This is a genomic window from Azospirillum sp. OGB3 (assembly GCF_014192915.1).
In the GTDB taxonomy this organism is placed as follows: Bacteria; Pseudomonadota; Alphaproteobacteria; order Azospirillales; family Azospirillaceae; genus Azospirillum.
The window spans coordinates 75822-96646 of the sequence record NZ_JACHYN010000016.1 but is presented as its reverse complement, the minus strand read 5'-3'; the positions used below and the strand labels follow the sequence as shown (position 1 = coordinate 96646).

Genomic DNA, 20825 nt, shown 5'->3' with positions numbered 1-20825 from the left:
GGCTCCGGTTGGGCGGACATTCCTTGGAATGGCCGCACCATAGCCGGAAAGCGGGGCGGACGCATGGGAAACCCTCTTCCGGACCCGCCCGAAGGGGGCCGGAAGAGGGGGATTAAAGCCGTTTACCCCGCCGTCAGGCCGCGAAGCTGCCGGTTCGCCACCGCCAGCATCGACAGATCGACGTTGGGCTGGGTGCGCAGCTCGGACAGGAGTTGCTCCACCCGCTCCACCACCGGGCGGCGGTGGGCGATCCAGGCCTCCACGGGGGCGTCCGCGGGAAGCTGGTCCACCGCCTCCAGGACGCGGGTGGTCAGCGCGGTCTGGTGGGCGAACAGGTCGTCCACCAGGGCGGCCACCGCCTGCTTCTGCCAATGGTTCTCCGCCTTCGCCGCGGCGGCCTTGTCGCGCAGCCACTCCAGACCGAAGCGGCGGCCGAGCATGAAGTAGACGGCGGCGACGTCCGCGACCCCGCGCCCGGTGCGCCCGGCGATGCGGACGAGGTCGGGGGCGGCGGCCAGAACCGGCAGCGCCGCCATGCGGCGGGCCAACTCGGCCGGAACGCCCTGCTCCTGGTAGGAGGCGACGCGGGCGGTCAGGCGGGCCGTCTCCTCGGCGTCCAGCACATTGTCCAGACCGGCGAGAAGCGTCTCGATGCCGGGCCGGAAGGCTTCCGTCTCGCGGGCGATGTCCAGCGGCTGCTGGCAGCTCGCCAGGAACCAGGCGGCGGCGCGCTCCATGTGGCGGACCGTTTCCAGGATCATGCTGGTCTGGAGCGCGGCCGGGACGACGGTGTCGAGGTCCTCGATCCCCGTCCACAGCGAGCGCAGGCCGAAGGCGTCGCGCACGATGGTGTAGGCGCGGGCGACGTCGGCCGGCCCCATGCCGGTCTTCTCCATCATCTCCTTGACGAAGGTCGGGCCGGTGCGGTTGACGAGGCTGTTGGTGACGCTGGTCGCGATGATCTCCCGCCGCAGCCGGTGCCGCCCCACCGCTTCCGCATGGGCCTTGCGCAGCGGCTTGGGGAAGTAGCGGGTGAGGTCGTCGGCCATGAAGGGATCGTCCGGCAGGTCCGAGGCCAGCAGATCGTCGTAGAGCGTGATCTTGGCGTAGGCCAGCAGCACGGCCAGCTCGGGCCGGGTCAGCCCCTCGCGGTTGGCCATGCGGGCGGACAGCTCCTCCTCGTCGGGAAGATACTCGATGGCGCGGTTGAGCCGCCCCGCCTTCTCCAGCGAGCGGATCAGCCGGGCCTGCGCCTCCAGCGCCTCGGGACCCTGGGCGCGGGCGACGGTCAGCGCTTGGCTCTGCAGGTAGTTGTCCGCCAGCACCAGACCGGCCACCTCGTCGGTCATGGCGGCCAGAAGCTGGTCGCGCTGCTTCAGCGTCATGTCGCCGCGGGCGACCACGTCGTTCAGCAGGATCTTGATGTTCACCTCATGGTCGGAGGTGTCCACGCCCGCCGAATTGTCGATGGCGTCGGTGTTCAGCCGCACCCCGTGCTGCGCCGCCTCGATGCGGCCGCGCTGGGTGACGCCCAGGTTGGCGCCCTCGCCGATCACCTTGGCCCGCACGTCGCGCCCGTCGATGCGCAGCGCGTCGTTGGCCTTGTCGCCGACCTCGGCGTTGGTCTCCTCCGACGCCTTCAGGTAGGTGCCGATGCCGCCGAACCACAGCAGGTCCACCTCGGCCTTCAGCAGGGTCTGCATCAGCTCCAGCGGGGTGACGTGGTCCTTGGCGATGCCGAAGCGCTGGCGGATCTCCGGCGTCAGCTCCAGCGACTTGGCCGAGCGGTCGAAGACGCGCCCGCCCGCGGACAGCAGCGACGCGTCGTAGTCCGCCCAGGAGGAGCGCGGCAGGTCGAACAGGCGCTGCCGCTCTTCCCAGCTCCGCGCGGCGTCGGGGTCGGGATCGACGAAGATGTGCCGGTGGTCGAAGGCGGCGAGCAGGCGGATGTGCTTCGACAGCAGCATGCCGTTGCCGAACACGTCGCCCGACATGTCGCCGACGCCGACGACGGTGAAGTCCTGCGTCTGGGTGTCGTGCCCCAGCTCGCGGAAATGGCGCTTCACCGATTCCCAGGCGCCGCGCGCGGTGATGCCCATCTTCTTGTGGTCGTAGCCGGCGGAGCCGCCCGACGCGAAGGCGTCGCCCAGCCAGAAGCCGTGGTCCACCGACACCGAGTTGGCGATGTCGGAGAAGGTCGCCGTGCCCTTGTCGGCGGCGACCACCAGATAGGGGTCGTCCTCGTCGTGGCGGACCACCTCGGGCGGCGGCACCACCGCGCCCTCGGCGTCGAGGTTGTCGGTGATGTCGAGCAGGCCGCGCATCAGCGTCTTGTAGCACTCGATGCCCTCGGCCAGCGCCGCCTCGCGCCCGGCGGACGGCGGCGGCGGGCGCTTGACCACGAAGCCGCCCTTGGAGCCGACCGGCACGATGACGGTGTTCTTGACCATCTGCGCCTTCATCAGCCCGAGGATCTCCGTGCGGAAATCCTCGCGCCGGTCGGACCAGCGGATGCCGCCGCGCGCCACCTTGCCGCCGCGCAGATGGACGCCCTCCATCCGCGGGCTGTAGACGAACACCTCGACCATCGGGCGGGGCAGCGGCAGGTCGTCGATGTGGCGGCTGTCGATCTTGAAGGAGAGGTAGGTCTTGGGCCTCCCGTCCGCGCCGTTCTGATAGGCGTTGGTGCGCAGCGTGTTGCACAGCAGGTTGAGGAAGCGCCGCAGGATGCGGTCCTCGTCCAGGTTCTTCACCCCGTCGAGCGCGCGTTCGATCTCCGCGGCCAGCCCCGGATCGTTCTGCGGGCGGCGGGCCGGGTCGAAGCGGCTGTGGAACAGGGCGACCAGCTTGCGCGCGATGGCCGGATGGCCGGCCAGCGTGCTTTCCACCACGTCCTGCCCATAGGGGATGCGGGCCTGGCGCAGATACTTGGCGTAGGCGCGCAGCACCGTCACCTCCCGCGCGGTCAGACCGGCGCGAAGGACGAGGCGGTTGAAGCCGTCATCCTCCATCCGGCCGTCCCAGACGGCGGCGAAGGCGTCCTGGAACTTCTCCTTCACCATCGCGCAGTCGATGGGCAGCCCGTTCTGGGAGCGCGCGGTGAAGTCGTGGATCCACACCGGGGCGGCGTGGCCGGCGATGGCGATCTCGAAGGGTGCCTCGGTGATCACCTTCAGGTCCATGTGCTCCAGCATGGGCAGCACGTCGGACAGCGGCACCGGGCGGCCTTCGTGGTAGATCTTGACGTGCAGCTCGTCCCCTTCGGCCTCCAGCGGACGGTAGAGGTTGATGCCCAGCGTGCCCTGGGCCGTCGCCTTCTCGATCCGCTCGATGTCGAAGACCGCGGCCTCGGCGTTGAACTCCTCGCGGTAGGCGGTGGGGAAGGCGTCGGCGTAGCGGCGGAACAGGGTGCGCCCCTGCTCCTCGCCGTGGGCCTCGACCAGCGCGTCGCGCAGATGGTCGTCCCAGCCGCGCGACGCCTGGACCAGCCGCGCCTCCAGATCGGTGGCGTCGACGGCGGGCACGCGGCCCGGCTCGGTCCGGATGATGAAATGCAGGCGGGCCAGCACGCTTTCGGTCAGCTGCGTGGTGAAGCCGGTGCAGGTGCCGTCGTAGGCGGCCTCCAGGATGGATTGGATGCGCCGGCGCAGCGTGGTGTCGTAGCGGTCGCGCGGCACGTAGACGAGGCAGGAGGCGAAGCGCTCGAACGGGTCCTTGCGCACGAACAGGGCCAGCCGCTGGCGTTCCTGCAGGTGCAGGATGCCGACGGCGATGTCCAGCAGCTCCGGCACCTGGATCTGGAACAGCTCGTCGCGCGGGTAGGTCTCCAGGATGTGCAGCAGCGCCTTGCCGTCATGGCCCTGCGGGTCGAAGCCGGCCAGTTCCATCACCTCCGCGACCTTGCGGCGGAGGTAGGGGATCTCGCGCGGGCTGCGGTTGTAGGCGACGGAGGTGAAGAGGCCGGCGACCAGCCGCTCCCCGATGATCCGCCCCTCGGCGTCGAAGCGCTTGATGAGGAAGGCGTCCATCGGCACCGCGCGGTGCACGGGGGAGGGGCGGTTGCCCTTGGTCACCATCAGGACGCGCGGGTTGCGCAGGAAGTCGCGCACGTCGGGCGGCAGGGTGGCGTAGTTGCGCAGACCGTCGAAGACGGTGACGGAGTCGTCGCGCAGGATGCCGAGCCCGCTGCCGGCGACCAGCCCCAGCGAGGAGTCCGCCCCGTCGGCGCCGCTCTCGAAGCGGTATTCGCGGTAGCCGAGGAAGGTGAAATGGTCGTCGTCGGCCCAGGACAGGAAGGCCTTGGCCTCGTCCACCTCGTCGTCCGGGATGATGGCCGGGACGGCGGCGCGGGCGCAGTCGGCCTCCACAATGGCGGCGCGCACCTGTTCGCGCATGGCCCGCCAGTCGGCGACGGCGGCGCGCACGTCGGCCAGCACCCGCTCCAGCCCCTCGCGGGCCTGGTCCAGCGCGGCGGCGCCGGTGACCGCGCCAACCTCGACATGCATGAAGGATTCGGGGGCCGCGTCGGTGGGGGCCGCCGCCGGCTCGTACATCTCCACGAGCTGGCCGTCGGCGTCGCGCTTGACCCGCACCACGGGGTGGATGACCAGATGGACGGTCAGCCCCTGGCGGTTCAGCTCCGCGGTCACCGAGTCGACGAGGAAGGGCATGTCGTCGTTGACGATCTCCACCACCGTGCGGTGGGACTGCCAGCCATGCTCCTCGACCCGGGGATTGTAGACGCGGACCTTGGCGCGGTCGGTCGCCTCGCGCTGCTGGCCCCATTGCCACATGGCGAGGGCGGCGCCGTAAAGCTGCTCCGCCGGAGCCTGGATGATGTCGTCGGGCGGGACGTTGTCGTAGAACTGCCGTACGAAGCGCTCCGCCGGTGCCGCGCGGCTGCGGCCCAGCCGCTCGCGAACCTGCCGCACGACCTCTTCGGTCAGCTCGTCCTTGAGCTGTTCGGCCCTGAGAGCCATCGCTCCAATCCTTCCCTGATTTTTTGCGGCGGTTGGCCGCCGTTGTAGGCAGAGGGTAGCCGATTTGCCGCGACAGGCAACAGGCGGAGGGGCGTAACCGGAAGAGGCGGTTATTACGGAGCGGGCTTCATGTCCAAATCGATGAAAGTTGAATGAGTGCGGAAGTGGGCGTATTTTCCATGCCGTCGCGCTTCCTGAGCGCAACCATCGAGACGATCATGCCCAGCGACGACGCCCGCCTGCCGGAGGCTCCCCCGGTTCCGCCCGCCAAGCCCCGCCTGCACGTCCTCGTGGTCGATCCCGACCCGGCGCTGGCCGGGCTGACGCGCGCCGCGCTCGACGGCTTCGCGTTGGACGGGGCGCCGGTGACGGTGCTGACCGCCGCCACCGCCGCCGAGGCGCGCGAGGCGCTGTACCGCAACCCCAGCACCGCCGCCGTCCTTCTGGAGCCGGTGCTGGATCCCGCGGCGGCTGGGGTGCCGGAAGGGCTCGGCCTCATCGACCACATCCGCAAGGATCTGGGGAACAGCCGCGTCCGCATCCTGGTCTGCACCGCCCATCCCGAGCGGGCGCCGGAGGAGGAGGTGGTGGAGGGGCACGATGTCAGCGACTACCGCCTGAAAGACGGGCTGACGGCGCGCACGCTGCGCACCGCGGTGGTCCCGCGGCTGCGCGCCTTCCTCAACCTGCAGACCCAGGCGGCCGGGCGCAAGGCGCTGGCCCGCATGCTGGTGGCGACCACCGGCCTGCTGGAGATGCGCACCCCGGACGTGCTGTTCCCCAACATCCTGCCGCGCGTCGTTGGGCTGCTGGGCATCGGGCGGCACGCCCTGCTGTGCATCCAGGGCGACACGCTGCCGCGCGACCGCCGCATCCGCGTGCGCGCCTCCACCGGGCGCTTCGCCAAATGGAAGGACGTGGACGTCGCCGAGCTGGGCGAGCCCAACGTCGCCGCGGCGCTGGAGCGGCTGAGCCCGAGTTCCGAGACCATCGTGGAGCCGGGCTATTGCGCCCTGCGGCTGCGCGCCCATGGCGGGATCATCGGCATGATCTATGTCGAGGGCCACAACAACGAGGGCACCGCGCGCGAGTGGCAGCTGCTGGAGCTGTTCCGCAACAAATGCTCCATCGCCTTCGAGAACGCCCTGCTGTTCGAGGAGCTGAACACCGCCCAGAAGGCCACCGTCCTCGCCATGGGGTCGCTCGCCGAATACAAGGACAACGCCGCCGCCGGCCATCTCCAGCGCATTGAGCGGCTGGTCGGCGACATCGCGCGCGAGCTGCGCGTCCACGGCCGCTTCGCCGACGAACTGGACGACGAACTGGCGGAGAAGGTCGGGCTGGCAGCCCTGCTGCACGACGTCGGCATGCTGAGCGTGTCGGACGAGACGCTGGGCATTCCCGGCGAGCTGGCCAACAACGACATGGCCGCCATCCAGCGCCACACGCTGATCGGCCACCGCATCCTCAGCGAGGCGGCGCTGCCGCTGCGCGGGCGCAGCCTGCTGTCGATCGCCGCGGAGATCGCCCGCTACCACCACGAGCGCTACGACGGGTCGGGCTACATGGAAGGGCTGCGCGGCGGCGCCATCCCGGTGTCGGCGCGGATCATGGCCGTGGCCGACGTGTTCGACGCCCTGATCACCGACCGCCAGTACCGCAAGGCCTGGGGGGTGGAGCATGCCATTGCCTGGATCGCCGAGCGGGCGGGCAAGGACTTCGACCCGCTGGTGGTCGAGGCGTTCCTGACGGTGGTTCGCCGCATCCAGGCCGAGGAGCCGGACTGGTTTCCCAAGCCGGAGGGCGGCAACCAGGGCCTGCTGGTGGCGGCGATCGGGCGCAAGCTGCGCGCCCTGTTCGGCAACCGCGCCGAACCGATCAACTGACCCGCATCCCTGTGTGACGGAGCCAGACCGAACGGCCTTTCCCAAATGGAAAGGCCGTTTCGCCGTCGTCCTGCGGTGATGCCAGCCGGTGCGACGCTGTGTCCGGCGCTCTCATTATGGTTGCGCCATAAATACTATAGTGTACAAAAAATCGTGTTACTATGAATTGTGCAACCGATGCCGCGGGTGCGCTCCTTGGCGGCGCTCCGTTGTGGTAATCGGGCGGCAGCATTTGGCGGAGCCGACCATGAAAGCCAGACGTTTCTTTTCCAGCCTTCTGACCTCCTGCGCCCTGCTGTTGGGTGCGACGGCGGCCCAGGCCGCCTACCCGGAGAAGCCGATCACCATGATCGTCGCCTACGGGGCCGGCGGATCGACCGACGTGACCGCGCGCATGCTGGCGCCCTTCATCGAAAAATACCTGGGCGGCGGCGCGCGGATCGTGGTGATGAACCGCGGCGGCGCCGGGGGGGAGATCGGCTTCGCCGCCATCGCCGACGCCACGCCGGACGGCTACACCATCGGTTTCATCAACACGCCGAACGTCGTCACCATCCCGATCGAACGCAACGCCCGCTTCACGCTCGACCGGCTGGACCCGCTGGTCAACGTCGTCGACGACCCGGGCATCATGACGGTGCATGGCGACAGCCCCTACAAGACGGTGGAGGATCTGGTCGCCCAGGCCAAGGCCAACCCGAACACCATCACGCTGGGCTCCACCGGCGTCGGGTCGGACGACCATCTCGCCATGCTGCTGCTGCAGCGGCAGTCCAACGTCCGCTTCACCCATGTGCCGTTTCCGGGCAGCGCGGAGAACTACCGCTCCATGCTCGGCCGCCACACCCAGATCTGCGGCCAGAATCTCGGTGAGGGGCTGCGCGGCAAGGCCGGCGGCGACAACATCCGCATCCTCGGCGTGATGAGCACGCAGCGCTGGGACATGGCGCCCGACCTGCCGACCTTCAAGGAACTGGGCTACAACATCACCATGGCGTCGCTGCGCGGTGTCGGCGCGCCGAAGGGCCTGCCGCCGGAGATCCGCGCCAAGCTGATCGACGCGGTGACCAAGGCCGCCAACGACCCGGAGTTCCAGAGCAAGGCCCGCGACACCTACCAGCCGCTGCGCATCCTCGATTCGGAGGCCTTCACCGCGGAGCTGAAGGAGCTGGACGGCGATTTCCGCAACCTCTGGCGCGAGTTCCCCTGGTTGAAGTGATCAGGCTGACGTGATCCGGGACATCCGAACCGGACGGGCCGCATAAAAAGGCCCCTCTTCCACGCGGAAGAGGGGCCTTTTTGATGGGCGGTGTCCCGACGGGTCAGGCTGCGGTGATGCGGGTGATGAAGGCTTCGATCTCGTTGTCCAGCCGGTTGAAGCTGCGCGACAGCTCCTCCGTCGTGGTTTGGACGGCGCCGGCGGAATGGCCGGTGGTTTCCGCCGCCTGCTGCACCAGCCGCATCTCCTGGAGAACGGCCACCGTGTCGGTGGCGGCGCGCTGCGAGCGCTCGCTGATGTCGCGGGTGGCGGCGTCCTGCTCCTCCACCGCCGCGGCGACGGTGCTGAGCGATTCGTCCACCTGCCGGATGGTGTTGACGATGGCGCGGATGGCGTTGACCGCCGCGGTCGTCGCCGCCTGCACCGCCGCGATCTCCGCGCCGATCTCGTCGGTGGCCTTGGCGGTCTGGTTGGCGAGGCTCTTGACCTCCTGCGCCACCACGGCGAAGCCCTTGCCGGCCTCGCCGGCGCGGGCGGCCTCGATGGTCGCGTTCAGCGCCAGCAGGTTGGTCTGGCCGGCGATGTTGTTGATGAGGCCGACCACCTCCTCGATCTTCCGGCTGGCCTCGCTGAGGCCCTGGACGATGGAGTCGGTCCGCCCGGCCTCGTCCACCGCGCCGCGGGCGAGCTGGGTCGACTGGGTGATGGAGCGGGTGATCTCGTCGATGGAGGCGCGGAGCTGCTCGGCGCCGGCGGCGACGCTCTCCACCTCGCTGGTGGCCTCCTGCACGGAGTGGGCGACCGAGTCGCTGTGGTGGCTGGTCTGGCGGGCGTTCTCCAGCATGACGTTGGCTTCGCCGCGCATGGAGTCGGCGGAGCGCACCACCTCGCCCATCATCGCCTTGACCGACGCCTCCAGGTCGGCGGCGAGGCTGTTCATGGCCCGGCGCTGCTCCTCGGCGGCGCGGGTGCGCATGGCCTCCTGCTCGCGGGCCATCTCCTGGACGCGCAGCGCGTTCTCCTTGAAGACGCGGACGGTGCGGGCCATCTGGCCGATCTCGTCGCCGCGCTCGGCGGCGGGCACCTCGTCCTCCAGCCGGCCCTGGGCCAGCCGCTCCATCACCGTGGTCAGGCGGACCACCGGACGGGCGATGTTGAAGCCGATGAACAGCGCGACGCCCACCGTGATCAGCAGGGCGACGATCGCCGAGGCGATGAAGGCCTGGGTGGTCGCGTCGACCGATGCGTTCACGTTGGCGTAGGCGTCGGCCGACTGCTGGCGCTGGTAGGTCAGGTAATCGCGGGAGGTGCCGTTCAGCCGCCCGTAGGCCGCCTGGACCTCCTGCAGGAAGTCGAGCGGATCGACGCCCATCTTCAGCAGGTCGAGGAAGCTGGTCACCTTCGCCTGGTAGGCGGCGGTGTCGGAGCCGAAGCGCTGGAGGATATGCCCCTCCTCCTCGGTCGCGGCCGACTGGCCCTTCATCTTGTCCGCCTGGACCTTCAGCCTGGAGAGCTGTTCGGTCAGCGCCTTCGATTCATCCTCGACCGCCTTGGGGGAGGCGTTGGCGGTGCTGAGGATCACCGTCCGGTAAAGGCCGGCGTGGGCGACGGTCAGCGTGTCGGTCAACGCCTGGACGTCCGCTTCCCGCGTGAAGGAGCGGTTGAACAGCGTGTCCAGCAGGCGTGACTGTTCCGTGATGGCGGAGCCGCCGAGCAACGCGATGGCAAGCATGCCCAGGATCGCTGTCGCCGCCGGGATTCCCATTTTGGTGGGAATGTGGAGGTGATTGAGGAAAGTCATGGAGCACCTGCTTCAGCCAATGGCCGGTCCGTTGGCGCCGGATGGTCAGCCGGATGGTCATGGGGGGCTGGAACCGCACCGACACCAGCCGGCGGCCGGCGGCGGGCGGTTGCGGGGACGGGCCGGACCCGGACGGACCAGCCCGCCCGGGTCGCTTCAGCCCCGGATCACTTCAGCCAGGGCGACGACTGCCACAGCGACTTCAGTTCGGTGTCGAGCTGCTTCAGCTCCGCCGCGAAGGCGTCGGGGCTGAGGACGCGAAGCGGCTGGAAGGTCTCCTTGGCCTCGGCCTTCGCCACGAACTCCGGATCGGTCGCGGCCTTGGTGACGGCGTCCACCAGCTTGGCTCGGACATCGGCGGGCAGGCCCTTCGGCGCGCAGACGCCGCGCAGCGAGGCCATCAGCACCGGGTAGCCCTGCTCCGCGAAGGTCGGGATGTCCGGAGCGGCCTTCCAGCGCTCCTTGCTCATCACGCCCAGCACGCGGATCTGGTCGGTGGCCTGGCCGCGCAGCCCCTCGCCGAGGTTCTGGCCGCTGATCTGGATCTTCTTGGCGAGCATCGCCTTGTAGTTGGCGGCGGAGCCGGAGAAGGGCACATGGGTGAACTGCACGCCCGCCTGGCGCTGCACCAGCAGCATGGCGAGCTGGTCGTCCGAACCCACGCCGGTGGTGCCGACGGTGACGGTGTTCGGGTTGGCCTTGGCGTGCTCCACGACGTCCTTCAGCGTCTTGAAGGTGCTGTCGCCGGGAACGCTCCACACGCCGGGATCGTCGACGACGTTGACCAGCGGGTCCAGCCGGTCCGCCGAGAAGCGGGCCTGACGCTCGATCGGGATCGACACCATGTTCGGCGTGTTGCAGAAGCCGATGGAGTAGCCGTCGGGTGCTGCGTCGGCGATGGCCGCGAAGCCGATCTCGCCGCCGGCGCCCGGCTTGTTCACCACTTCGATCCGGGTGCCGCCCAGATGCTTCTCGATGAAGGGAGCCAGCAGGCGCGCGGTCACGTCGGTCGACCCGCCGGCGTCGTAGGCGACGACCACGGTGATCGGCTTCTCCGGATAGGCGGCCCGGGCCGTCGACAGAGCGGTCGTCGACATGGCCAGCGCCAGGGTCCCGGTCGCCAGCGCCAGGAACTTGCTGCGAATGATCATCTGGATGCCCTTCTTTCCTGCGGTATTGCGGAAGACCCCCGTGGCCGCGGACGCGGTGGGGTCCCGGGAGTTCCCGCCCGTCCCGATGCGGACACAGGCTGGGCCTCCTTTTCTGAAATTCTCGTAAAGATCGACGGTCATTGATTTTGACGGCATTGAAATTTGCGGGTCATGAACGAAACGAAGAGCCGTCCTGTCCTTGAGCAGGATGAGTGCATACTTCAGTATGTCTGTCTTCGTGGGTAGCCGATCCCGCCGCCGGTGCGGCGGCGGAGTTCGGTCGTCTTTCTCGCAAAAAGGAGCGGTTCATAGACCCAACGCTGTCAAATCGACCTGATGGAAGCGCATTTGACGCTTCAAAGTGGAAGATACAGAGTCTCTATTCGTGCATCAATCGTCCTAACCGCCCTCGATAGCTGGAAATCACAGTGATTTTCGACGAATGCTTTCTATCTGGCGTGGTTCCTTGGAGTTCCGCGCGCTCAGGCGTGCATGACGAGCGTCAAATGGACGCATAATGAAAGCCGCCTGCGTCGAAATGACCGTGTCAGCCCATCGCCACCATGAAGGCGACGGAAATCGAGATCGGGGACATCAGGGTGGACAGCAGCAGCGACATCGACACCAGCTCACGCCCGGTCTGGTAGCGCTCAGCGAAGGCGTAGACATTGACGCCGATGGGCAGCGCCGCCGCGGTCACGGCGGGCGCCAGCCAGTCCGGCGGCAGGTGGAAGACCTCCACCGCCAGCACCCAGGTCAGCACCGGATGGAGGACCGTCTTCATTACCGCCAGGACCAGCGCCTGGCCGAACTTGCCCGACAGCTTCCCGAAGGACAGGGAGGTGCCCAGCGTGAAGCAGGCGCAGGGCAGCACGGTGGCCGCGGCGTAGTCCGCCGCCTTCATGACCGCGTCCGGCACATGGACGCCGGTCAGGTTGAAGCCCATGCCGACGACGATGGACAGGATCATCGGGCTGAGCAGGGTCGCCTTGACGGCGTTGACCGCGGCGGCGACCGGCCGGCCGCCCGCCGTCCGCTGCGCCTCGGCGATCATCGTCGCCGTGGTGAAGAGCAGCGGCGACTGGAACAGGATCAGCAGCATCACCGGGATGGCCACCGACGATCCGTAGGCGTCCATCAGGATCGGCGCGCCGAGCAGGCCGATGGACGAGAAGGAGGGGGCGAAGCCGCCGATCGCCGCCTCGTCCCGCCGCCGGATCGACAGCATCCAGGCGGCGCCCAGCGCGAAGATGATGAAGGCCGCGACGAAGAAGGACGCCACGAAGCCCCATTCGATGGGATCGGGGATCTTCGCCTTGGCCATCGCCGCGAAGAGCAGCGCCGGCAGCGCATAGATGCCGAGAAAGCGCGACAGCCCCTGAGCCGCCGTGTTGCTGAAATTGCCCGATTTCCCGGCGTAGAAGCCGAGCGCGACCAGGACGAACATCGGCAGCACGATTTGAAAGATGAGCGTCATGGCGGTGGAAACCGGTCTTTGGGGGCGGCTCGAAGGGCTGTGCGGTTCGCCGGCGCGCGTGGCCCGGCGGATGCCGGGGATCAGCGCAGGGTGGGCGTTTCGACGATCTCCGGTTCCGGCACGCCCAGCACCTCCATCAGCGACTTGCCGGCATCGAGCTGCTGCGACCACACCTTTTCCTTGGCCATCAGCTCCAGGCAGCGCTTCAGCACCTCGTCCATCGCGGCAAGCGGCACCACGGTCACGCCGTCGTCGTCGCCGATGACGAGGTCGCCCGGGTTGACCACCATGCCGCCGACGCCGGCCGGGACGTCCATCTTGCCGCCGAAGGACTTGTGCGGGCCGCGCGGCACCGAGCCCTTGGCGAAGACCGGGAAGCCGATGGTGCGGATTTCCTGAAGATCGCGGACGGAGCCGTCGATCACCAGACCGCCCAATCCGCGCGACTTGCAGCCGCGGACCACCCATTCGCCGGCCAGCGCCACCTCCTCCAGCCCGGCGCCGGCGACCACCACCACCTCGCCCGGCTCGGCCAGGCTGCAGGCGGTCAACAGCATGCTGTTGTCGCCCGGCATCGACACGGCGGTGCGGGCCTGCCCGCAGATGCGCATGCCCGGGGCGCAGGGCTTGATCCGGGCGTCCATGCTCTGGCAGCGGTTCTGCACGTCGGACGCGATGCTGCTGGGGACCGTCTTCCAAATCTCCAGCATGTCCGGGGACAGGCGCGGAAAATTCACGATGTAGCGTTGCATAGCCATGGGAGGGACCTCTCGTCGTCTGGATGGATTGCCGTCTGGGCTGTACGAAGCGGGGCTTGGGAGCGCGACCAGCGGCACCGCCGGTCGCGGCGCGACGACAGCGGAGCCGGTGACGATCAGGCGGGGGAGGGCCGGTGTTGCCGGAGCGGCGGACGCCGGCCGGACAGGAACGTCCTGTCCGGGGAAATCACGGGCTCAGCCCGTCCGACGCGACCGGACCATCCATGGTGCATACAACCCTAATCGGATATAAGTTCTATTTGTTTCGTGTTTGAAGCTTAGTCCTTCCGGGGGTCATACGCAAGTAGGTTGCCGGCAAGTAAATTTATTCACGCGGTCATATGGGGCATGTGCAGGGAAAATGACCTACAAATGCATGATCATCTCGGATTTATGCTCGCCCAGATTGCGTTCTTTGGCGGGGCGGCCTCTGTATGGCTGCGTTGGTAGGGAATGGGAACGCTAGGAGAGGGAAAGCCGCTTGCGGCCGGCTGAGGGCGGCGGCGCAGACTCGGTTGCAGAAGCGGTGGCGTTGGTTGCGCAAGCGCAACGCGCGGGGAACGGGCACAGCCGGAAGGGCAAAACGAAAAAGGCCGGCACCCGAAGGTCCAGCCTTTCCATTCACTGTCTTGCTTCCCGCCTGGAGGATCACCGCCTCCGTCAGGAAAATGGAGCGGGCGAAGGGATTCGAACCCTCGACCCCAACCTTGGCAAGGTTGTGCTCTACCCCTGAGCTACGCCCGCGCTCCGTTTCGCTGCCGTTCGGACCCTTGTGTCGGTGCCATCCGGCGGCGTGCGGCGGACTATACTCATGGATCGGCGCAATGCAAGCGTCATGTTTCACTTTTCTCGGGCGCCCGGACGGATTTTCCCGGACGAATGTTTCCGGCGCCGCTAAAGATGGCGCCATGGACACCCGCGACACCCCCGAGGGCAGGGCCGAGGAGCCGCTGCCGACGAGCCCGGAGCAGCTCCTGGAGCATCTCGCGGCGCTCGGCATCCGCACCGTGACCCACCGCCACCCGCCGCTGCACACGGTGGAGGAGAGCAAGGCGCTGCGCGGCGCGCTGCCCGGCGGCCATTGCAAGAACCTGTTCCTGAAGGACAAGAAGGAGCAGCACTGGCTGGTCGTCGCGCTGGAGGACGCGCGGGTGGAGCTGAACCGCTTCGACAAGGTGATCGGGTCGGCGCGGCTGTCCTTCGCCTCGGCCGACCGGCTGTGGCGGCATCTCGGCGTGCGGCCCGGCTCGGTCACGCCCTTCTCGGTGGTCAACGACCGCGAGCGGCGGGTGAGGGTGGTGCTGCAGGAGCAGATGCTGGCCCACGACCCGCTGAACTACCACCCGCTGCTGAACGACCGCACCACGGCCATCGCCGCCGCGGACCTGCTGCGCTTCCTCCGGGCCGGCGGGCACGAGCCGCTGATCGTGCCCTTCGGCGAGGAGCCGCCGGACTCTCAGCCGACGCTTGCTTAACGCGCCCCGTGCGCTCATCTATCACGCGAGATCGCAAAGGGATACGTGACCGCCATGTTCTCCATTCCGCCCGCCAACAAGCCCGTCGCCGCCGGTGCCGCCCCCGCCGCCGGTGACCTGATCAAGGACAGCAGCGACCGCGCCTTCATGGCCGACGTCATCGAGGCGTCGCAGTCCGTGCCGGTGATCGTCGATTTCTGGGCGCCCTGGTGCGGCCCGTGCAAGCAGCTCGGCCCGATCCTGGAAAAGACGGTGCTGGCCGCGAAGGGCAAGGTGCGGCTGGTCAAGATCGACACCGACAAGGACCCGATGATCGCCTCGCAGCTCCGCGTGCAGTCGATCCCGGCGGTCTACGCCTTCTTCCAGGGGCGTCCGGTGGACGGCTTCATGGGCGCCCTGCCGGAGTCGCAGGTGAAGGCCTTCGTGGAGAAGCTGTTGAAGCTGGCCGGCGCCGCGGGCGGCGGCGAGGGCGACATCCTGGAGGAGGCGCTGGCCCAGGCCAAGGAGGCGCTGGAGGCCGGCGACACCCAGACCGCCTCGGAGATCTACGGCGAGATCCTGCAGGCCGATCCGGAGAACCTGAACGCCGTGGCCTACGCCGGGCTGGTCCGCTGCCTGATCGTCAACGACGAGTTGGCCCGCGCCAAGCAGATGCTCGACAAGGTGCCGGATCCGATCGCCAAGGACAAGGAGATCGCTGCGGTGCGCAGCGCGCTGGAGGTCGCCGAGCAGGCCGCCAACGCCGGCCCGATCCCGGAGCTGATGGAGAAGGTCGCCCACAACCAGGACGACCACGAGGCCCGCTTCGACCTCGCGCTCGCGCTGTTCGCCGCCGGCAAGCGCGAGGCCGCGGTGGACGAACTTCTGGAGCTGGTGCGCCGCGACCGCACCTGGAACGACGAGGCCGCCCGCAAGCAGCTCGTCAAGTTCTTCGAGGCCTTCGGCCCGACCGACCCGCTGACGATCCAGACGCGCCGCCGCCTGTCCTCGATCCTGTTCCGCTGATCACGGAGGCCTGCGGCCCGGGGGCACCTCCGGGCCGCAAGTCTGTCTTGTTCGAGTCTGTTTCGCTGGAGGCCGCTTCGTTCGCCGTCGCTCTGTTCGTGGGCGCTCTGTTCGCCGTGATCGGGGGTTCTATATTCGTCGCATGAGCCGGAACCCCATCGACCCGTCACCGGACCGCTTGCCGCGGCAGCTCCCGATCTTCCCGCTCGCGGGGGTTCTGCTGTTGCCGCGCGGGCGTCTGCCGCTGAACATCTTCGAGCCGCGCTACCTCGCGATGGTCGAGGACGCGCTGGCCGGCGACCGCATGATCGGTATGGTCCAGCCGACCGATCCGGCCTGCCGCCTGCGCGAGCCGGCGGTCTACGGCACCGGCTGCGCCGGACGCATCACCAGCTTCGCCGAGACCGAGGACGGCCGCTACATCATCACCCTGACCGGGGTCAGCCGCTTCGCCATCATGCGGGAGCTGGAGGGGCAGCGTGGCTACCGCCGCGTCGCCGCGGATTGGGACCGCTTCGCCGGCGACCTGATCGACCCGCTGGAGCGCGGCGGGGCCGACGGCTGCGGACTGGACCGCCCCCGCCTGCTGGCCGGGCTAAAGGGCTATTTCAAGATGCAGGGGCTGTCGGTCGACTGGAAGGCCATCGACGGCACGCCGGACGAGCGGCTGGTCACCTCGCTGGCGATGATCTGCCCCTTCTCGCCCAGCGAAAAGCAGGCCCTTCTGGAGACGCCGGACCTGCCGGAGCGCGCGAAGCTCTTGATCGCCCTGGTCGAGATGGCCATTCTCGACGGCCATGAGGGCGACGGCGGCAACGCGCTGCGTCACTGACCGTTCCCTTCGACCGACACTGCACTTTCCGACTGCGAGGCCCGATCCATGAGCGCCCATCCCCACGACGACACGCCCGCCGACGGCAAGACGCAGGCGCGCGTCGATCCGAAGCTTCTGGAGATCCTCGTCTGCCCGCTGACCAAGGGGCCGCTGCGCTACGACGCCGAGCGCGCCGAGCTGATCAGCGACCGCGCCGGGCTGGCCTATCCGATCCGCGACGGCATTCCGATCATGCTGATCGACGAGGCCCGCAGCCTCGACGGGAAGCCGGGGGCGGCCTGATGTCCGACGAGCAATTCGCGTCGGACGCCTTCGGCACCAAGCACTGGCCGGTGGAAGTCCGGCTGAAGAAGGAGGAGAAGCGGCTGGAGGTCGATTTCGACAACGGCGTGACCTTCTCCTACCCGGCGGAGTTCCTGCGCGTCCACAGCCCCAGCGCCGAGGTGCAGGGCCACGGCCCCGGCCAGAAGCAGACCGTCTCGGCCCGCCGCCATGTCGGCATCATGAGCCTGGAGGCGATCGGCCATTACGCCCTGCGGATCGTCTTCGACGACCTGCACGACAGCGGCATCTACTCGTGGAAGCTGCTGTACGAGTTGGGCGAGGACCAGGATCGTCTGTGGGCGGAGTATCTGGCGGAGCTGGAGGCCAAGGGCCTGAGCCGCGATCCGCGCGGCCGGCGCTGAGGCGGCAGAGGCGGGGTGCGGCATTCAATCGCGGCCCCGCTGGTTTCCATGTGGCCTTTCCGGGCGCCGGGGCCCGGCGTGTTGCGCTTTCATGAAAAGGGCGTAGATAACGGCCCATCGACCGTTCCTCCGCCGCAGGATGACCGCCGTGACCGCGACCGACCCGCCCGGCGCGACCGCCAAACCGACCACTGCGACTGACGCCGATTCGCCGCCTGTGGGCGGCGCCGGACTGCCTGTTCCCACCACGCCCACGCCGGACATGGCGCCGGACGACCCGCCGCCCGCGGCGGGCGGCTGGGGCTGGTCGCGCGGCTATGGGCGGCGCGGCAGCGCGTTGCGGCAAAAGCTGGCTGCCCATCTGGCGGCCCGGCGGCGCAAGCGGCGCGCCTGGGCGCGCGACATCGCGCGGATCGTCCTGGTGGTGTCGATCCTGGCGCTCGCCGTGCTGGCCGTGGAGATCGGGCGCAAGGCGGTGGTCGTGCTGAACCGCGCCGACCTGGGCGCCGTCCACCTGTTCGGGGAGCGCGGCTGAAGCGCTTGGTGTTCCCTCTCCCCTCTGGGGAGAGGGTTAAAATGGCCGAGTGCAGATGAACTGCCCCTCAGGGAAGAATGACAACATAGCGCTTCGTCGTGGCCTCCAGCACCTCCCACACGCCCTCGAAGCCCGGCTCCAGCGTGAAGCGGTCGCCGGGGCCGACCGTCCAGCGGCGGCCGTCGGCGTGGCTGATGACGCTGGTCCCTTCCAGGATCTCGCAATACTCCCACTCGTCGTAGACGATCCGCCAGGAGCCGGGGGTGGAGCGCCAGACCCCGGCGAAGCGCTTGCCGTCCGCCGACTCGTACTCGTTCCAGGTGGTGAAGACCGGCGCGCCGGACAGGACGCGGTCGGCGGCCGGACCGCCGGTCTCAGGCTCCACGCCGGGGCGGGCGGGGTCGGTCAGCAGGGCGAAGCTCATCACGGTCTCCCTTTCACCAGGGTCCATTCACCAGGCGGCGAGCAGCGGCGGCAGGCCGTGCAGGCTGTCGATGCGGCGGTAATTCTCGGTGGGCGGCTCGGCGACCTCGTGCGCCCAGGTGACGTGGTACGGCACATGGACGGCGTGGCCGCCGACGGCCAGCACGGGCAGGATGTCCGACCGCACGGAATTGCCCACCATGACGAAGCGCGCCGGGTCCACCCCGTGGCGGTCGAGCAGGCGGCGGTAGGTGGCCGGGTCCTTCTCGCTGACGATCTCGATGGCGTCGAACTTCCCGGCGAGGCCGGAGCGGGCGATTTTGCTTTCCTGGTCGAACAGGTCGCCCTTGGTGACGAGCAGCAGCCGGTAGCGCCCGGACAGCCCCTCCACCACCTCCTGCACCCCGTCGAGCAGGTCGACCGGGTGTTCCAGCATGGCCTTGCCGAACTCGACGAGGCTCTGGATGTCCCGCCCGCCGATGCGCCCGTCGGTCAGGTCCACCGCCGTCTCGATCATCGACAGGACGAAGCCCTTGATGCCGTAGCCGTAGACGCGGAGGTTCTCGCGCTCGGCCTGCAACAGCCGCCGGTCGATGTCCGCGGGATCGGCCAAGTGGTTGGCGAGCAGCGCGCGGAAGCGGTCCTGCGTCATCGAGAACAGGGACTCGTTGTGCCACAGCGTGTCGTCGCCGTCGAAGGCGATGGTGTCGATCATGGGAAGAACTCGGTGTCGGACGACAGTCGGGACCAGAGGTAGGACGCCCCGCGGCGGCTGTCCAGCGCTCCGTTTCAAACCCGGTTTGTTGGTGAACTGCACAATTTGTGGCGCCCAAAAGCTGTGCATTCGTCCATTATTCTTGCATCGGTGATATTCCTACGACAGCTATCGAGAAAGCTCACGGCTCTCATACCCACATGGCGGTGGCGGGTTTGCGCGGGATGAGCAATATTCTTTCTCACAAAGCGAGGGCGCGGCGGCCACTTCCGGCAGGCCCCCTCGGGACCTTCAAAGATAGGATGACCACCATGGCAATCGCTCTGCGCACGGCCCCCGCCGGCCGTACCCTGCGCCCTGCTCCGGTGGCGTATGTGCTGGACAGCGTTCTGGACACGTTCGCCCTGTGGCGGCAGCGCACCATCACCCGCCGCGAGCTGGCTCGGCTGGACGACCGGATGCTGCACGACATCGGCATTTCCCAGATCGACGTCGAAGGCGAGATCAGCAAGCCGTTCTGGAAGGCTTGATGCCGCCGTCACGGCTGCGGGAGACCGCAAGGAAAAGGGCCGCTCCTGTCTAAGGGAGCGGCCCTTTTCGCGTTTGGGTCCTGGTCATTCCGCGAGCGTACAAAAGAAAAGCCCCCCGTCCCGAAGGACGGAGGGCTTTTCTTTAAACGAACCCTCGCCCGATCAGATGCAGATCTGCTGGAGCGGGGCGAAGCCGTTGAAGCAGACCGCCGAGTAGGTCGTCGTGTAGGCGCCCGTGGCGTGGATGCGCACGCGGTCGCCGGCCTTCAGGTCCATCGGCAGCTTGTACTCGGCGCGCTCGTAGAGCACGTCGGCGCTGTCGCAGGTCGGGCCGGCCAGAACGACCGCTTCCGTGTCGCCTTCCCCGTCGTCCCCCATCACCTGGATCGGGTACTGGATCGCCTCGTCCATCGTCTCGGCGAGACCGCTGAACTTGCCGATGTCCAGATAGACCCAGCGCTTCACGTCGTTGGTCGACTTGCGGGAGACGAGGACGACCTCGCTCTCGATGATGCCGGCGTTGCCGACCATGCTGCGGCCCGGCTCCACGATGGCTTCCGGCAGGCGGTTGCCGAAGTGGGTGCGCAGGGACTCGAAGATGGCCTGGCCGTAGGCGGTGGTCTCCGGCACGTCGGTGCGGTAGCGGGTCGGGAAGCCGCCGCCCAGGTTGATCATGCCGAGGTCGACGCCCAGCACCTCAAGCTCGCGGAACAGCTGCGCCACCTGGAAGATGGCGTGGTCCCACTGCATCAGGTCCTTCTGCTGCGAGCCGACGTGGAAGGACACGCCGTAGGGAACGACGTTCATGCCCTTGGCCTTCAGCAGCAGCTCCCGCGCCATGGCGAGGTCGCAGCCGAACTTGCGCGACAGCGGCCACTCGGCGCCTTCGCCGGAGGTCAGGATGCGGCAGAAGACGCGGGCGCCGGGGGCGGCGCGGGCGATCTTCTCCAGCTCCGCCTCGCTGTCGAAGGCGAACAGGCGCACGCCCAGCTCGAAGGCGCGGCGGATGTCCGCTTCCTTCTTGATGGTGTTGCCGTAGGAGATGCGCTCCGGCGCGCAGCCGGCGGCCAGAACCATCTGGATTTCCGGGACGCTGGCGGTGTCGAAGGCCGAGCCCAGACGGGTCAGCAGGCCGAGGATCTCCGGCGCCGGATTGGCCTTCACGGCGTAGAAGATCTTGGCGTCCGGGAGCGCTTCCTCCAGGTCGTGGTAGTTCGCTTCCACGACGTCCAGATCGACGACGAGGCACGGGGTCTGCGGACGCTGCTCTTCGAAAAAGCGCGCAATCTTATCGGTCATCTCAGTCTCCCGGACGCAAGATGAAGGTGTCGGACGAATTGTGAAAAAGCA

Annotated in this window: 17 protein-coding genes and 1 tRNA gene; 9 read left to right on the top strand and 9 right to left on the bottom strand. The window is 68.3% G+C overall.

Annotated features, from left to right (window positions below):
- Positions 1-122 precede the first annotated feature (122 nt).
- Positions 123-4979 (bottom strand): NAD-glutamate dehydrogenase, encoded by a 4857-nt coding sequence (locus FHW79_RS25325; protein WP_183181459.1) that lies wholly within the window; start codon positions 4977-4979, stop codon positions 123-125.
- Positions 4980-5158: 179 nt separating this feature from the next.
- On the opposite strand from FHW79_RS25325, the gene FHW79_RS25320 reads away from it, so the two are divergent.
- Positions 5159-6865: a DUF3369 domain-containing protein gene (locus FHW79_RS25320; RefSeq protein WP_247884599.1), complete on the top strand. Its 1707-nt coding sequence runs from the start codon at positions 5159-5161 to the stop codon at positions 6863-6865.
- Positions 6866-7112: 247 nt separating this feature from the next.
- The gene (locus FHW79_RS25315) at positions 7113-8084 is read left to right on the top strand and encodes a tripartite tricarboxylate transporter substrate binding protein (RefSeq protein ID WP_183181458.1); all 972 of its coding nucleotides are present in this window, start codon (positions 7113-7115) and stop codon (positions 8082-8084) included.
- A 103-nt stretch (positions 8085-8187) separates the two neighbouring features.
- Here the strand turns inward: FHW79_RS25315 and FHW79_RS25310 are convergent, their stop codons facing one another.
- The 5 genes from FHW79_RS25310 to FHW79_RS25290 form a co-directional block, all read right to left on the bottom strand.
- Positions 8188-9885, bottom strand: a complete 1698-nt coding sequence (locus tag FHW79_RS25310; RefSeq protein WP_183181457.1) for a methyl-accepting chemotaxis protein — start codon at positions 9883-9885, stop codon at positions 8188-8190.
- Positions 9886-10052: 167 nt separating this feature from the next.
- On the bottom strand, positions 10053-11036 hold the full coding sequence (locus tag FHW79_RS25305; RefSeq protein ID WP_183181456.1) for a tripartite tricarboxylate transporter substrate binding protein: 984 nt from the start codon (positions 11034-11036) through the stop codon (positions 10053-10055).
- A gap of 547 nt (positions 11037-11583) precedes the next feature.
- Positions 11584-12513, bottom strand: coding sequence for an AEC family transporter (locus FHW79_RS25300; protein WP_183181455.1), 930 nt, complete (start codon positions 12511-12513; stop codon positions 11584-11586).
- A gap of 80 nt (positions 12514-12593) precedes the next feature.
- Positions 12594-13271 carry an RraA family protein gene (locus FHW79_RS25295; protein ID WP_183181454.1) on the bottom strand — a complete coding sequence of 226 codons (678 nt, stop codon included), beginning with the start codon at positions 13269-13271 and terminating at the stop codon, positions 12594-12596.
- Between the two features lie 669 nt (positions 13272-13940).
- Positions 13941-14015: transfer RNA gene (locus FHW79_RS25290), tRNA-Gly, on the bottom strand.
- Between the two features lie 164 nt (positions 14016-14179).
- On the opposite strand from FHW79_RS25290, the gene FHW79_RS25285 reads away from it, so the two are divergent.
- From FHW79_RS25285 to FHW79_RS25260, 6 genes are all read left to right on the top strand, one after another.
- A complete protein-coding gene (locus FHW79_RS25285; RefSeq protein WP_038529754.1) occupies positions 14180-14746 on the top strand; it encodes a prolyl-tRNA synthetase associated domain-containing protein in 567 nt (188 codons plus the stop codon).
- Positions 14747-14800: 54 nt separating this feature from the next.
- The gene (locus FHW79_RS25280) at positions 14801-15751 is read left to right on the top strand and encodes a co-chaperone YbbN (protein WP_183181453.1); all 951 of its coding nucleotides are present in this window, start codon (positions 14801-14803) and stop codon (positions 15749-15751) included.
- A 142-nt stretch (positions 15752-15893) separates the two neighbouring features.
- Entirely contained in the window at positions 15894-16583 is a 690-nt protein-coding gene (locus FHW79_RS25275; RefSeq protein ID WP_183181452.1) for an LON peptidase substrate-binding domain-containing protein, read from the top strand.
- A 48-nt stretch (positions 16584-16631) separates the two neighbouring features.
- Positions 16632-16868, top strand: a complete 237-nt coding sequence (locus tag FHW79_RS25270) for a Trm112 family protein (protein WP_014238566.1) — start codon at positions 16632-16634, stop codon at positions 16866-16868.
- Positions 16868-17272, top strand: coding sequence for a DUF971 domain-containing protein (locus FHW79_RS25265; RefSeq protein ID WP_183181451.1), 405 nt, complete (start codon positions 16868-16870; stop codon positions 17270-17272). Before FHW79_RS25270 ends, FHW79_RS25265 begins: the two co-directional genes overlap by 1 nt.
- Before the next feature lie 148 nt (positions 17273-17420).
- Complete coding sequence (locus tag FHW79_RS25260) at positions 17421-17807, top strand: hypothetical protein (protein ID WP_183181450.1); 387 nt, start codon at positions 17421-17423, stop codon at positions 17805-17807.
- Positions 17808-17874: 67 nt separating this feature from the next.
- Here FHW79_RS25260 and FHW79_RS25255 read toward each other — a convergent pair whose 3' ends face one another.
- Together FHW79_RS25255 and FHW79_RS25250 are read right to left on the bottom strand one after the other, a co-directional pair.
- Complete coding sequence (locus FHW79_RS25255; protein ID WP_183181449.1) at positions 17875-18231, bottom strand: cupin domain-containing protein; 357 nt, start codon at positions 18229-18231, stop codon at positions 17875-17877.
- 27 nt (positions 18232-18258) lie between these two features.
- Complete coding sequence (locus FHW79_RS25250; protein WP_094305187.1) at positions 18259-18945, bottom strand: HAD family hydrolase; 687 nt, start codon at positions 18943-18945, stop codon at positions 18259-18261.
- A gap of 311 nt (positions 18946-19256) precedes the next feature.
- Between FHW79_RS25250 and FHW79_RS25245 the strand changes: the two genes are divergently transcribed.
- On the top strand, positions 19257-19475 hold the full coding sequence (locus FHW79_RS25245) for a DUF1127 domain-containing protein (protein ID WP_014238561.1): 219 nt from the start codon (positions 19257-19259) through the stop codon (positions 19473-19475).
- 162 nt (positions 19476-19637) lie between these two features.
- Here FHW79_RS25245 and FHW79_RS25240 read toward each other — a convergent pair whose 3' ends face one another.
- The gene (locus FHW79_RS25240) at positions 19638-20774 is read right to left on the bottom strand and encodes a type III PLP-dependent enzyme (protein ID WP_183181448.1); all 1137 of its coding nucleotides are present in this window, start codon (positions 20772-20774) and stop codon (positions 19638-19640) included.
- Positions 20775-20825: the final 51 nt, after the last annotated feature.